At 62.1% G+C, this 14,509-nt stretch carries 12 protein-coding genes; 1 reads left to right on the top strand and 11 read right to left on the bottom strand.

All coding sequences use genetic code 11. The features are described 5' to 3' along the window. Window positions 1–8 precede the first annotated feature (8 nt). Window positions 9–269, top strand: a complete 261-nt coding sequence (locus tag P1M51_RS08980; protein ID WP_276247865.1) for a cox cluster protein — start codon at window positions 9–11, stop codon at window positions 267–269. Between the two features lie 306 nt (window positions 270–575). Here the strand turns inward: P1M51_RS08980 and P1M51_RS08975 are convergent, their stop codons facing one another. From P1M51_RS08975 to P1M51_RS08925, 11 genes are all read right to left on the bottom strand, one after another. Then, entirely contained in the window at window positions 576–2,186 is a 1,611-nt protein-coding gene (locus tag P1M51_RS08975) for a long-chain-fatty-acid--CoA ligase (RefSeq protein ID WP_276247864.1), read from the bottom strand. 112 nt (window positions 2,187–2,298) lie between these two features. Continuing rightward, window positions 2,299–4,293 (bottom strand): acetate--CoA ligase, encoded by a 1,995-nt coding sequence (acs, locus tag P1M51_RS08970; protein ID WP_276247863.1) that lies wholly within the window; start codon window positions 4,291–4,293, stop codon window positions 2,299–2,301. 100 nt (window positions 4,294–4,393) lie between these two features. Further along, a complete protein-coding gene (locus P1M51_RS08965; RefSeq protein ID WP_276247862.1) occupies window positions 4,394–6,094 on the bottom strand; it encodes a methylmalonyl-CoA mutase family protein in 1,701 nt (566 codons plus the stop codon). A 62-nt stretch (window positions 6,095–6,156) separates the two neighbouring features. Further along, the gene (locus tag P1M51_RS08960) at window positions 6,157–6,957 is read right to left on the bottom strand and encodes a CBS domain-containing protein (RefSeq protein ID WP_276247861.1); all 801 of its coding nucleotides are present in this window, start codon (window positions 6,955–6,957) and stop codon (window positions 6,157–6,159) included. Between the two features lie 39 nt (window positions 6,958–6,996). Then, window positions 6,997–8,472, bottom strand: coding sequence for a DHH family phosphoesterase (locus tag P1M51_RS08955; protein ID WP_276247860.1), 1,476 nt, complete (start codon window positions 8,470–8,472; stop codon window positions 6,997–6,999). 96 nt (window positions 8,473–8,568) lie between these two features. Beyond that, window positions 8,569–10,044: an NADH-quinone oxidoreductase subunit N gene (locus P1M51_RS08950; RefSeq protein WP_276247859.1), complete on the bottom strand. Its 1,476-nt coding sequence runs from the start codon at window positions 10,042–10,044 to the stop codon at window positions 8,569–8,571. Next, window positions 10,045–11,568, bottom strand: a complete 1,524-nt coding sequence (locus P1M51_RS08945; protein ID WP_276247858.1) for a NuoM family protein — start codon at window positions 11,566–11,568, stop codon at window positions 10,045–10,047. Beyond that, window positions 11,569–13,590 (bottom strand): NADH-quinone oxidoreductase subunit L, encoded by a 2,022-nt coding sequence (gene nuoL / locus P1M51_RS08940; RefSeq protein ID WP_276247857.1) that lies wholly within the window; start codon window positions 13,588–13,590, stop codon window positions 11,569–11,571. A gap of 3 nt (window positions 13,591–13,593) precedes the next feature. Next, window positions 13,594–13,896, bottom strand: coding sequence for an NADH-quinone oxidoreductase subunit NuoK (nuoK, locus tag P1M51_RS08935; RefSeq protein ID WP_276247856.1), 303 nt, complete (start codon window positions 13,894–13,896; stop codon window positions 13,594–13,596). Then, entirely contained in the window at window positions 13,896–14,243 is a 348-nt protein-coding gene (locus P1M51_RS08930; RefSeq protein WP_276247855.1) for an NADH-quinone oxidoreductase subunit J, read from the bottom strand. Before P1M51_RS08930 ends, nuoK begins: the two co-directional genes overlap by 1 nt. Then, a complete protein-coding gene (locus P1M51_RS08925; protein WP_276247854.1) occupies window positions 14,240–14,506 on the bottom strand; it encodes an NADH-quinone oxidoreductase subunit J in 267 nt (88 codons plus the stop codon). Before P1M51_RS08925 ends, P1M51_RS08930 begins: the two co-directional genes overlap by 4 nt. Window positions 14,507–14,509 lie beyond the last annotated feature (3 nt).

Genomic DNA, 14,509 nt, shown 5'->3' with positions numbered 1-14,509 from the left:
CTCCCGGTATGGCACAGACGCAGGGGCTCACCCGCGGTCGGCGCGTCGTCCTCACCATCTACGTCATCGTCGTCGCCATCGCGGCCCTCACCGGCCTCATCCTCGGGACGTTCGTGAGCGGCGACATCCTCGCACCGAAATTTCTCGGCATCATTCCGTTCCCGCCGACCCCGCTCGGCCTTGCCGCCTACGGCGGATTGACGCTCGCCGTGGTGCTCGGCGTCGTCCTCGGGCTGGTTATCTACGTTTCAGACCGGTATGTGGAGTAGGGGTGTCTCTACGGATTTGATTTCTAACGCAGTTACAGTAGGTCTGACTCCGTGAACAGAATGAAAATGCCCATCAAGACGTTCACGAACCCAACGAATTGATAGAACATGGTGCCAGAATCGGTTAATGGGTCATGTTTCATTAGTGGTCCGTAAGACCACGCCAGTAATCGCTGTGGGTTGTACATCGAAATACTCCCGAGAGTAATGAACGCAAGCGAGACGATGAGGAAGAACACGGTAATCAATAACTACTCGGAGAGGATGCAAATAAGTGTTAGACTCGGAAAAGAAAACTAATTAGCCTTATCCCTGCCCGACCATCGAGTCTTGGTCGTCCCACTCCTGCTTGCGCAGTTCGTACTTCTGGACCTTGCCGGTCGCCGTCGTCGGCAGTTCGTCGACGAACTCGACATTGTGGACGACTTTGTAGCCTGCGAGGCGTTCTCGGCAGAAGTCCTCGATGTCTTCGAGCGTGATACCCGGGTTGTTAATATCGCCGTTTGCGGGCACGATGAACGCCTTCGGCGTTTCGCCCCACTTGTCGCTCGGCGCGGGAATCACGGCCACGTCGGCGATGGCGTCGTGGTCGAACAGGGTGTCTTCGAGTTCGATAGAGGAGATGTTCTCCCCGCCGGAGATGATGATATCCTTCTTGCGGTCCTGAATCGAAATCATGCCGTGTTCGTCCACGACCGCAAGGTCGCCCATGTGGTAGTAGCCCTCGACGCGGTCGTTGAAGGCCTCGTGCGTTTCCTGCTCTTTGTTCCAGTAGCCTTCCATGACCTGATTCCCGTTCACGACGACCTCTCCTAGGGTTTCGTTGTCCCACGGCACGTCCTCGCCGTCTGCGTCCACGACGCGAATCTCCGTGCCGAGGTAGCCAATGCCTTGGCGCTTCTTGAATCGGAAGCGGCCGTCGTCATCGTCGTCGAAGAAACTCCTGAAGTCGGAGGTAGTGATGAGCGGTCCGGTCTCCGTCGCGCCGTAGACGTGCATCAGATACCAGCCGAACTCGTCTTCGACCACTCTGAGTGTCGCCTCGGGGGGCGCACTGCCGGCGGTGGCGACGCGTACGTCGCTGTCCCCAATCGTCTGTGGCGTGGCCTCGTCGTAGTGTTCCATCAGCAAGTTGAGCACCGTCGGTGCGGCACACATGTAGGAAACGTCCTCTGCGACGACCGTGTCGAAGATTCCCTCTGCGTCGATGCCGCGGGTACAGATGTGGCGCGCCCCGATGCCGGTGACCGCGAAGATGTGTCCCCAGCCGTTTGCGTGGAACATTGGCAGCGTCCAGAGGTACACGTCCTCGTCGGTAATGCGCTGTTGTTGGGTGATGAGGTAGGCGTGGAGCGTCTCACAGCGATGGGTGCGCATGACGCCTTTCGGGTCGCCCGTCGTCCCGGAGGTGTAGTTGATGGTGATAACTTCGTCTTCAGCCATCTCCGGGCGCTCGTAGTCGGTCGACTCTGCGACCACGTCGTCGAACTCTTCCCAGTCGCCCTCGACTGCAGCCGCGTCGTTCGTGATGAAGATTTCCGTCGGGATGTCGTCACGAATCTGCTCGATTTGTGGAACGTACTCGTAGTCGGCGTAGATGGCCTTGACGCCGGCGTCGTTCATGATGTACTCGAACTCCCGGGGGACGAGGCGGTAGTTGAGCGGCGTGTGAACCGCGCCGATTTGCATGCTGCCGTAGGCGGCTTCGAGGTGGTAGTGGGTGTTGGGGTCGAGCACTGCCACCCGGTCGCCTTTCTCCACACCGCGGGCCTGGAGGGCCGCAGAAAAGCCGTCTGCGCGCTCACCGATTTCGTCGTAGGTCAGTCGCTCCCCAGTGGTCGCGATGACCCCTTCTTTGTCGCCGTAATAGGTCCGAGCTCTGTCCAAAAACTCGGTGACGAGTAGCGGTTTTTCCATGTATCATGATAAACTTGGTAAAATGGACCATAGGTTTTTCGCCATCGGCAGATGTTAAGTCTTACCAGCAGGCGAGATTACTCCAAGAAAAAAGAGGAACCGAAATTTGTGCTCAGTTCGACTTGAGCTGGTCGCGAATCTTCTCCGGGACGGATGGGTCACGGAGCGTCGTCGTGTTCCCGAGTTCCTCGTCGTTCGAGATGTTTTCGAGGAGGCGACGCATGATTTTCCCAGAGCGCGTCTTCGGGAGGTCCTCGACGAACAGGACGTTCGCCGGACGAGCGAATTTGCCGATTTCGTCTTCCACGGCCCCGACGATGCGCTGTCGGACGTCGTCGCTGGCTTCGACGCCCTCACGCAGGATGACGTACACGTCTGGCACTTCGCCCTTCTGGGCATCTTTTTTCGAGACGACGGCGGCCTCGGCGACGTCCTCGACTTCTGCCACGGCGCTCTCCAGTTCCATCGTCCCGAGGCGGTGGCCCGCGACGTTCATCACGTCGTCTAAGCGTCCGAGGATGCGGAAGTAGCCGTCGCGTTCGTGGACTGCGCCGTCCCCGGCCTTGTACGTCCAGTCGCGCCAGTCGTCGGAATCGGTGTCGGAGAAGTCTTCCCAGTAGGTCGAGATGAAGCGGTCGTCGTCGCCGTACACCGTCTGGAGCATTCCCGGCCATGGCCGGGTGATGACGAGGTTGCCCGCCTGTCCCGTCGCGGGTTCGAGTGGGTCGCCCTTGTCGTCGACCAGGCCCGGTTTGATGCCCGGGCACCCGACGCCCGCGCTACCGGGTTTCATGTCTTTCAGCGCCGGCAGGTTGGTGATGAGGTGGCCGCCCGTCTCGGTCTGCCACCAGGTGTCCACGATGACGGCCTCCTCCTTGCCGACGTGTTTGTAGTACCAGAGCCACGCTTCCGGCTGAATCGGCTCGCCGACCGTCGTCATGTGACGGAACGAGAAGTCGTAGTCTTCTAAGTACTGTTCGCCCCACTTCATGAACATCCGCACCGCCGTCGGTGAGGTGTGGAAGATGTCTACGTCGTACTTCTCTGCGAGTTCCCACGTCCGTCCCTTGTGCGGGAAGTCAGGTGCGCCCTCGTACATGACGCTGGTCGTCCCGAGCGCGAGCGGCCCGTAGACGATGTAGGTGTGGCCCGTAATCCAGCCGATGTCCGCCATACACCAGTAGGTGTCCTCGGGTTTGATGTCGAGGACGTACTTCGAGGTGCCCGCGGCATAGGCGAGATACCCACCCGTGCGGTGTTGACAGCCTTTCGGTTGGCCGGTCGTCCCCGAGGTGTACATCAAGAACAGGGGGTCTTCTGCATCCCGGGAGACGGGGTCTACGCGTGCCCCCTTGTAGTCCGGGAGCATGTCCTCGACTCGGAGGTCTCTGCCTTCTTCGAGTTCCACGTCCGGGTGCAGGTCCTCGTCGCGCGTCCAGACGAGGACGTTCTCGACGTCGTGGTCTGCGAGGGACATCGCCTCGTCTGCCTTCTGCTTGTGGTTGAGCAGTTCGCCGCGGCGATAGTAGCCGTCGATGGTGACGACGTAGTCAGAGTTGGCGTCGTCGACGCGGTCTGCAAGTGCCTGTGCGGAGAAGCCGGCGAACACCTCGCTGTGGGGTGCGCCGATGCGGGCAAGTGCGAGCATCGTCACCGGCAGCGCCGGCACCATCGGCATGTGGAGGGTGACGATGTCGCCTTCTTCGACGCCAACGTCTCGCAGCAGTGCGGCGAACTCGTTTACCTCGCGGTAGAGGTCCTGATACGAGATGTTTCGCTGTTCGCCGTCTTCGCCCTCCCAGAGTAGCGCCGTCTGGTTCTTTCGCTCGTCCAGATGGCGGTCGATGCAGTTGTACGAGGCGTTCAGCTTCCCGCCCGTGAACCACTCGAAAAATGGCGGGTTGCTCCCGTCGAACACCTGGTCCCAGTGGGTGTCCCAGTCGAGCAACGCCGCGTACTCGGCGAACGCCTCCGGATAGCCCTCCTCGAACCGGTCGTAAATCCCCGGGTCGGTCTGGTTCGCCTGCCCCACGAACTTCGGAGAGGGTCGGAAGTAGTCCTGCTCTCTCAGTCGTGCCTCGAGTGTCTGTTGAGAATCGTTAGCCATATGTTGACACCGTTCATCCCAAATTAGGTACACGGTGCCATAGTTCTACCGTCGCCAAAAATCGCATGAGTCCGCTGTCACGACGCCAACACTGTGGCGCTTACGCCAGCCCGATTTTCTCCGAGTACGCGCCGTAGTGTTCCTTGAACACGTCCATGATTTCGCCCATCGTGACGTAGGCTTTCACCGCGTCGATGATGGCTGGCATCACGTTGTCGCCGTTCTCGATGGCCTCGTCGAGGGCGGCAAGCGTCTCCGTGACCGCCTCGTCGTCGCGTTCTGCTTTGACCTCGGCGAGTCGCGCTAACTGCTTTTCCTGCACTTCGTCGGAGACGTGGAGCAGTTCCGGTTCGACCTCTTCGTCGAGTTTGTACTTGTTGACGCCGACGACGATTTCGTCGCCCTGGTCGACGCGCTTTTGGTACTCGTAGGAGGCCTCCTGAATCTCGCGCTGGAAGTACCCCTGGTCGATGCCTTCGAGCACGCCGTCGCGGACGGAGCCGTCGCCCATCTCCTTTATGTGCTCGATGTACGCCATCGTCTTCTGCTCCATCTCATCGGTGAGTGCCTCGACGGCGAAACTGCCACCGAGCGGGTCCACGATGTCTGCAGCACCCGACTCGTCGGCGATGATCTGCTGGGTGCGAAGCGCGACACGCACTGCTTCTTCGGAGGGCAGGGCGAGTGCCTCGTCATAGCTGTTGGTGTGCAGGCTCTGGGTGCCGCCGAGGACGCCAGCGAGCGCCTGAATCGTCGTCCGGATAATGTTGTTGAGCGGTTGCTGGGCGGTGAGACTCTGCCCTGCCGTCTGGGTGTGGAACTTGAGTTGCTTGCTCGCGTCCTTCTCTGCGCCGTACCACTCGGTCATGACGCGGGCGTAGATGCGCCGGGCGGCGCGGTACTTCGCAATTTCCTCGAAAAAGGAGTTGTGCGAGTTGAAGAAGAACGAAAGCTGTGGCGCGAAGTCGTCCACGTCCAGGCCGCGGTCCATCGCGTCTTCGACGTACGCAAAGCCGTCTGCGAGGGTGAAGGCGAGTTCCTGGACGGCCGTCGAACCCGCTTCGCGGATGTGGTAGCCCGAGATAGAGACTGGTTTCCACTTTGGCGTCTCCTTCGCGGCGAACTCGATGGTGTCGGTGACCACGTCGAGCGAGGGTGCGGGCGGGATGACCCACTCCTTCTGAGCGATGAACTCTTTGAGCATATCGTTCTGCAGCGTGCCGCGAATCTGGTCGCGGGGGACGCCCTGCTTGTCCGCGAGGGCGATGTACATCGCGTAGATGACCGCCGCACTCGGGTTGATAGTGAACGAGGTGGAGACTTCGTCCACGCGGATGCCGTCGAACAGCACCTCCATGTCCCGGAGTGTGTCTACGGCGACACCCTCCTTGCCGACTTCGCCGTCGCTCATCGGGTGGTCGGAGTCGATGCCCATCAGACTCGGCATGTCGAACGCCGTCGAGAGGCCCGTCTGCCCTTCCTTGATGAGGTAGTGGAAGCGGTCGTTGGTTTCCTCTGCGGTACCGAACCCGGCGAACTGGCGCATCGTCCACGTCCGTCCGCGATACATCGTCGGGTACACGCCACGGGTGAAGGGTTCCTCGCCCGGCATTCCGAGGTCCTCCTCGTAGTCGATGTCGTCTACGTCCTCGGGGGTGTAGAGGCGGTCTACTTCGAGATTGGAGACGGTCGCGAACCGGTCTCTGCGCTCGCCGTAGGCGTCGAGAACGGGTGAGAGGGTGTCGTCCTCCCACTGCTCGCGCGACTCACGAATTTTTTCGAGGTCGGCATCATCGTACATACTCGTAGGCTTCCGCCCGGAAATTCATTAAGATTCCGGGGTCGGACAGCGAATTTCGCCAATTACTGGAATCGCTTGGTCGTCTCGACGAGTGGGTGGCGGGCGTAGTCTACCACTTCGATGTCGTCGATGGTGGACAGTCCCTCCTTCTCTGCGGTCTTCGCCATCCCGAGGTCCACTGGGGTGTTGAGGACGATGACGTAGGCGTCCATCTCCGGAATCCCGAGCCGGTCTGCGGCCTTCGAGCGGTGATGGCCGTCTGCGAGCAACAGGTCGCCGTCGTTGTCGATGACGACGAGGGGTTCTGCGAGGCCGCGCTGGAGTTCGTAACTTCGCCCCTCCAGTTCGTCCGCGTACACTCGGCCCTGCGTGGGTCTGAGGTTCGCGAGTTGCACCTTCCGGCGTTCCTCGCTCACCGTGACGCCGTGGATGTTTTCGAGCGTTCGCATGAGTTTGCCCACCTTCTCGGGGGTCGCTCGCTCGATTTGACTCCGGATGACGTCCGCGTTCGAGATAATGCCGACGAGGTTCCCCGCATCGTCGACGACGGGGAGTTTTTGAATCCCCGACCGGAGGATGACGCGGGCAGCGTCGGTGAGGTCCATCTCGGGGTGAGCGACGATGAGTTCCTGGCTCATCACCTTGAAAATGAGTTCGTCGTCGTCGGCGAGCAACAGGTCGCGTGCGCTCACGAACCCCTCGACTCGGCGGCCGCTACACACCGGAAACCCGCTGTGCTCGTCGCTCTCTGCGATGCGCCTCGCAACCTCTTTGACCGTGGCGTCGGGTGAGACGGTGACCACGTCCCGGGTCATGTAGTCTTTGACCCGGGGTTTACCGCCGGACGATTCGAGGTCTTCCATTGTACTTCCTGACGGTGGCCCGCCGCAAAAATGTCTCGCTCACTCGTCGTCGTCGAAAAAGCGGCTGTTGAACTCCGGAATTGAGTACACGGAGGCCGGCCGGCCCGGCCGCGAGGTGAGCGTGTCGAAAAACCGGTCGGTGACGACGTCGGTGAGAATCTGGCGCAGGGACTCCTCCTGGCCCTCCTCTACGTCGCCGAGGAGGCCGAGGGAAATCTGCGCCCCGGCCATGTCCGCGTGGCCACCCGCAGAGCCAATCTGCCCGAAGGCATCCCGAAGCGTTTCTCCCAGGTCGAGGTCCGCCCCGCGGGCGCGCCCGGAGACGAAGACGGTTCCATCCTTGAATCCGTAGACGAGCGTCGTCGTGATGCCCTTCATGTCGAGCAGGCGGTCTGCGGCCTGCGCGAGCGCGTCGCGGTCAGAAATCGGCCCGACACAACTCGTGAGCACCTCGCCACGAACCTGACGCTCGCGGATGGCGCGTCCAATGATGGAGAGCGTCTCGGCGCTCATGCTCGGCGATTCGAACTGTGCGAGCAGTGCGCTGTCCGCCCGCGGCGTGAGGAACTCCGCGGCCTCGAAGTCGGCGGTGGAGATGTCTCGCGAAAAGTCCTTGGTATCGACCCGAATCCCGTAGAGCAACCCGGTGGCGACGGCGGTGTCAACCTTGTAGCCAAGTTGCATGAGGTAATCCGTGAGCAGCGTACTCGTCGCGCCGACGTCGCTTCGCACGTCCACGAACCGGGCGTCGATTGGCGCACGCGGCGGGTGGTGGTCGATGACCACGTCTACGTCCGTGTCGGCTGGCAACTGGTCGTTGACACCCGGACGAGAGTGGTCGACTAGCGCGAAGCCGGCGTACTCAGAGAGGTCGGCCCAAGTCTTCGGATTCCGCAGCTGTAAGTCGAGTAAGTTCACGAACGCCCGATTCTCCTGGTGGGTGATGTCGCCAAAGTAGACGACGTCGGCCTCACAGCCCACCGAGTGGGCGATTTTCTGGAGGGCGACGGCGCTCGCAAGCGCGTCCGGGTCGGGGTTGTCGTGGGTGACGACGGCGAGTTTCCCGTCGAGTGCTCGGAGCATCCGCACTAGCCGACGCAGGCGTAGGCCCTTGTCACCGACGCGCTCGACGATGTATTCGCGGACCGCGCCGCTCGGGTCGATGAGTTCGTCGGCGACGGATTCGAGCGCCTCGAAGGTCGCTTCGTCGGGTTCTTCACCGGCGAAGACGACGCGGTGGGCGTCCGGGAACGCCTTCTTCGCGGCGTTCGCACTCGCCAGATTCTGTCTCGGGTCGTCGTCCGCAACGATGACGATGTCCACGTCGCTCGCGTTCGCCCGGAGGTCCGCGGGGTCTGTCGGGTCTGCGAGTTTCGCGTTTATCGACTCCCCGCGGAGCGTTTCGACTCGTCGGTCCTCGTCGGTCAGGACGACCAGCCTGTCCGGGTCGCGGCGGATGGTCTCGACTAACGAATGGCCGAACGAGCCACAGCCGAGGACCAGCCGGAAAACCATATGCCTCCGTACCCGTTCATGAGGCTAAAACCCTCCGCCTACAGACGGGTCGTGAAACAGGGTGAAAAACACGCGACAGAAAGGAACCGCCGCGGATTAGCCGAAGAGGACGCTCGCTGCGTCCACGGCCGTGCTCGCGACGGGGTTGAACGCCGGAAGCAGAACGACGGTGACGATTGCCGCACCGACGACGGCAGCGTAGAGGCCGGCCGGGTACCCACCGAGTTCGCGTGGTTCTGCCGACTCTTCGATCCACATCGCCTTGACGACGCGCGAATAGTAGTAGAGCGACAGCGCACTGTTCACGGCACCGAAGGCGGCGAGCCACCAGAAGCCCGCACCGACGGCGGCGGCGAACAGCACGTACTTAGAGAGGAAGCCAGCCCCAATCGGGAGGCCAGCGAGGCTGAACAGGAACACGGTCATCGCGGCGCAGGCGAGCGGTGCCTGCTTCCCGAGCCCGTTGAAGTCCTCGAATTTGCGGCCGATGCCCCAATGCTCGGTCATGGCGATGAACAGGAACGCGCCCGTGTTCATGAAGCCGTAGACGAGCAGGTGCATCATCGACGCCCCGAGGACGAGGTCGTTCTGTCCGCCGCCGGTGAGCGCGGCGAGTCCGATGAGGACGTAGCCGGCGTGGCCAATCGAGGAGTACGCGAGCATGCGCTTTACGTTCTCCTGGACCGCGGCGGCGAAGTTCCCGAGCGTCATCGTGACGACGGCGAGAATCTGGAACGCGAGCACCCAGTCGACGGGCACCGATTCCACCGGGAACGCCTCGACGAACACGCGGAATGCAACGACGAACCCGGCCGCCTTCGAGGCCGACGACAGGAAGCCCGAAATCGGTGCCGGTGCGCCCTCGTAGGCCTCCGGCGCCCAGAAGTGGAACGGCACGCTCGCGGTCTTGAACGCGAAGCCACCGAGCACCATCAGCACACCGAGGCCGAGGATACCGACGAACTCCGTGTTCGCGACTGCTTCGGCGATTGCGCCGAACTGCAGTGCGCCGGTCGCGGCGTACACGAGGCTAATCCCGTAGGCGAACACCGCAGACGACAGCGCGCCGATGAGGAAGTACTTGAGGCCTGCCTCCACGCTGCCACGGTTCTGCTTGAGGAACGAGACGAGCGCGTAGGACGGCAGGCTGGCGAGTTCGAGTGCGACGAACGCCGACGCGAGGCTGTTTGCCGATGCCATGAGCGACATCCCCATCGCGGCCATCAGGACGAGGATGTAGTACTCGGCCTGGTTGCGGTGACCGCGGAGGTAGTCGTAGCTTGCGAGCGAGACCATCGCCGCGACGCTCGTGAAGATGAACCCGAAGAACAGGCTCATCCCGTCGATGACCAGCTGGTCACCGTAGAGCGTGAGCGGCTCACTGACGAGGTCCGTCGCCGTGAAGAGGTAGCCAGTCGCGGCGAGCGACGTCAGCGAGCCAGCCGTCGCGATACCCGCGAGGCGGCCGTCGTCGCGTTTGTCGGGCGTGAGGCTGTCGAACAGGAACAGCAACAGCGCCGCGACGCCGAGGATGAGGACCGGCGAGAGCGCCAGTCCGGCAGAGACTGCCATTTAGGCACCCCCTCCGACGGCGAGAATCGGACGAATTGCATCTTGAATCATCTGCATGAAGATGTCCGGTGCGACACCGAGTGCGATGATGAGGATGAGGAGCACGGCCATCGGTGCGACGTCGTGGAACGGCGCTGGCGTGACCTCGTAGTCCGTTTCGAGCCGGAACGGCCCGAACAGAGTCCGCTGCATCGCGAACAGCAGGTAGCCGGCGACGATGACGATACCGAACATCGCCACCGACGTGAAGATTTCAGAGCCCGCGAACGCGCCGAACGAGCCGAGGAAGATGAACAGTTCGCCGGCGAAGCCAGCCATCAGCGGCAGGCCCATGTAGGCGAACGCGGCGGCGACGAAGATGCCAACCGTCCACGGCATCCGGTCTGCCATCCCGGACATGTCAGCGACCATCCGGGTGTGGGTGGTGTTGTAGATAACACCGACCGCCATGAACATCAGCCCCGAGATGAGGCCGTGTGCGATCATCTGGAACGTCGCGCCGCCGACGCCGTAGACGGTGTAGGCGACGAGTCCGAGGATGACGTAGCCCATCGAGGACACAGAGGAGTACGCGACGATGCGCTTCAGGTCCTGCTGGGCGAGCGCGAGCATCGCGCCGTAGATGACGCTGACGACGGCGAAGATGGCGATGATGGTCGCCGCGGCCGTCGCGACGTCGGCGAGCATGGTAAAGTTGAACCGGAGCAGGGCGTACGTCCCCATCTTCAGGAGGACGCCGGCCAGCATGACCGACACAGGCGTGGGGGCCTCGACGTGAGCGTCGGGCAGCCACGTGTGAACCGGCACGACCGGAACCTTCACCGCGAAGCCAGCGAACATCGCGAAGAACGCGAGTCCTTTCAACGTGTTCGCATCGATTCCGGCGAGTGAACCGAGTTCACCCGCACGGAGCGCCTGCGCAACCGCCGGCAGGCTGAGGGAGGTGACGGAGTCACCGAGTCCGAACACCAGCGCCATGAAGCCGATGAACATCACCAGCGAGGCGACGTTGGTGTAGACGAAGAACTTGATCGCGGCGTACTTCCGGCGTGGGCCGCCCCAGACACCGATGAGGAAGTACATCGGGATGAGGACAGCTTCCCAGAAGATGAACCAGACGAAGAAGTCGAGCGCCGCGAACACGCCGATGAGGCTCGCTTCCATGAGCAACATCAGGCCGTAGAACTGCGACTGGCGCTCGTCGATTGGTGTCCACGCGCTCAGAATCGCGAGCGTCGTGAGAACCGTCGTGAGCACGAGCAGCGGCATGCTGACACCGTCAAGCCCGACGAACCACGTCAGGTCCCACGGGCCGAGCGTGACCCACTGAGCGTTCGTCTCGTAGGCCAGTTGGCCGCCGAGCAGTGCGTTGCCAGAGCCGTCGAAGTTCAGGTACATCCAGACGCTGCCGACGACAGGGAGCAGGCTAATCGCGAACGCCAGCTTTCCTGCCACCTTATCCGGCGCGAGGAACGTCAGGAGTGCGCCGACGAACGTTACGCCGAGTAGCAATTCAATCATCATCTAGAACCAACCTCCTGTGATACCGAGAACGACCAGCAGCGCGACCAGCCCAACCGTGAGCAGTGCCGCGTAGTTGCTGACCACACCCGTCTGCACCCGGCGGACGCGGTTGCCGGAGAACAGGCTCACGCTGGAGACGCCGTTTACGATGCCGTCGACGACGCCGTTGTCGAACTTGTCCGCGGCGCGAGCGAGCGGGAGGGTGAGGCCCGTTGCGAGCCAGACCTGGTACTCGTCCTGGTAGTAGTTGTTGTAGAGGAGCGTCTTGATGCTCCCGAGTTTGTCGGTGTGCTCGACTGGCTCTGGCACGTTGTAGAGCGTGTACGCCAGTCCTGCGCCCGCGAGTGCGAGTGCGAGCGAAACAGCGCCAGCCACGAGCGACGACAGTTCTGCCGCGCTGTAGCCAGCGAAGTCGTGGAGCAGTTCACTGTAGTGGTGCGCACTGAGTGCCTCAGCGAAGCCTTCTTCTAAGTCCAGCCAGCTGTGGAGGTACTCGATTTCCAGCCCGGTGAGTTCTGCCACCGGAACCATGTTGACGAAGCCGATGGTCGCTGCGAGAATCCCGAGCACGACGAGCGGGAACTTGACGTTCCACCGGACGCCGTGTGGGTCGCGAGCGGTGTCAGACCGTGGCTTCCCGTGGAAGGTGAGGAACACCATCCGGAAGGTGTAGAAGCCGGTGAAGAACACCGCGATGAGCCCCATCGCGTACGCGAGGAGCAGCACGGGAGTGTTCAGGCCGTGGACGAGCGCCTCGTAGAGCACCTCGTCTTTCGACCAGAAGCCAGAGAACGGGACGATGCCCGCGAGGGCGAGCGACCCCGAAAGGAACGTGTAGTACGTGACTGGCATCTTCTCTTTGAGACCACCCATGTCCCACATGTTCTCGTTGTGGTGCATCGCGATGATGACCGCACCAGCACCGAGGAACAGCAGCGCCTTGAAGAAGGCGTGGGTGAGCAGGTGGAAGACACCGGCGACGTAGCCACCAGCACCCAGGCCGAGCATGATGTAGCCGTACTGGGAGATGGTGGAGTACGCGAGCACCTGCTTGATTTCGCGCTTTACGACACCCATCGTCGCGGCGAACAGCGCCGTGAAGCCGCCGACGAGCGCGATGACCGCGAGCGCCGTCGGGGAGAGTGCGTAGAAGCCGTACATCCGGGCGACGAGGTACACACCGGCTGCGACCATCGTCGCTGCGTGGATGAGTGCAGAGACTGGGGTTGGACCTTCCATCGCGTCTGGCAGCCACGTGTGGAACGGGAACTGCGCAGACTTACCCATCACGCCACCGAGGACGAGCAGGCCGAGGACGGTGAACCACTGTGCCGGTTCTAAGCCGAACGGCACGTACTCGAGGGTTTCCTCACCCGCAAGCACCAGTTCTGCGATGTGTGGGAAGCTCTCGGAACCGGCGAACGCCGCCGTCCCGAAGGTTGCGAAGATAGCGACCACACCGATGAGGAAGAAGTAGTCACCGAAACGGGTGACGAGGAACGCCTTCTTCGCGGCGGATGGTGGGCCCTGTTCGCGGAACCAGAAGCCGATGAGCAGGTACGAACACAGGCCGACCAGTTCGAAGAACATGAACGCCATGAGCAGGTTGTTCGCGAACACGAACCCGAGCATGGACGCCGTGAACAGGCCGAGGCCAGCGTAGTACCGTGGGAGTCCCGTCTCGCCCTCGTCGTTCATGTAGCCCAGACTGAAGATGTGGACCAGGAACGCGACCAGCGACACGATGACGAGCATCATCGCGGACAGCGGGTCGAGCAGGAGGCCGAGGTGCAGGCTAAAGGTGTCCTGCCCCGCGACGAACGTGTAGAGATTTTCGTTGTACGCTTCGCCGCCAGCCACCGTGAGGAACACCCACAGCGACAGCAGCAGCGACCCCGCCGTCGCGAAGATTCCTGCGAGCGCGCCGCGCTTTGGCATGTACTTGCCAAAGAACAGTGCTACGAGGAACGATGCGAACGGGAGTGCCGCAATTGCCGGAGCAAATTCAAATACACCTGCCATAGATTACCACCTCATCGTCGTCGCCTTGGTCACGTCGACGTCGCGGAAGTTGCGGTAGAGCACCAGGATGATGCCGATACCGACTGCAACTTCCGCGGCAGCGAGGGCCATCGTGAACAGACTGAACACCTGTCCGGTGATGTTCCCCCACTGCGCCGAGAACGCGACGAAGTTGATGTTCGCGGCGTTCAGCATCAGCTCGACCGACATGAGGAACAACAGCGCGTTCTGTCGGGTGAGGATGCCGAACAGGCCGATACAGAAGACCGCAGCCGAAAGCAGGAGATAGTATTCGACCGGTACCATCAGTCGTCACTCTCCTGTTCGGTCTGTTTTGCGCCCGGTTTGAACGCTCCGCCGAAGGCCTCACCTTCGTCGCGGCGACCGAGCATGACCGCACCGACGAGCGCCGCCACGAGCGCCAGGTCGATAATCTCGAACGCCACGAGGAAGCTCTCACTGTCGTGTTGTGCGAGGTTGACCAGGTCGAACATGGCGTAGCCGATGCTCGCCGTAATCGAACCCTCACCGAACCCGGCGGGTTCTGGGAAGGATGCGGTCAGGAAGACGGCAGCCAGCACGCCAAAGAGCGCGACGGCAGCCAGCCCCGGAGCCAGGTGTGACCCAAGCTTGAATCGGGGTTTGCTTGTCATGCGTTACTCACCTCCGTTTGCTGTGCGCGCGTGAGCATGACGGCGAACGTGATGAGGATGAGAACCCCGCCGACGTAGACGAGGATTTGCATCGCTGCGAGGAATTCTGCCTGCAGCATCACGTAGTGAACCGCCACGCTCAACAGTGCCATCCCGAGCAGGAGTGCAGAGTGCCACACGTCCCGCGCGAGGACAACACCGAGGCTGCTCCCCACCGTGATGATGGCGAACAGCGCGAACGCGATTGTCTCGTAGATTGCCATTGA

Origin of the sequence: Haladaptatus sp. QDMS2 (assembly GCF_029338295.1) — an archaeon.
Lineage (GTDB): Archaea > Halobacteriota > Halobacteria > Halobacteriales > Halococcaceae > QDMS2.
This window is presented reverse-complemented; position numbering and strand designations above follow the sequence as displayed.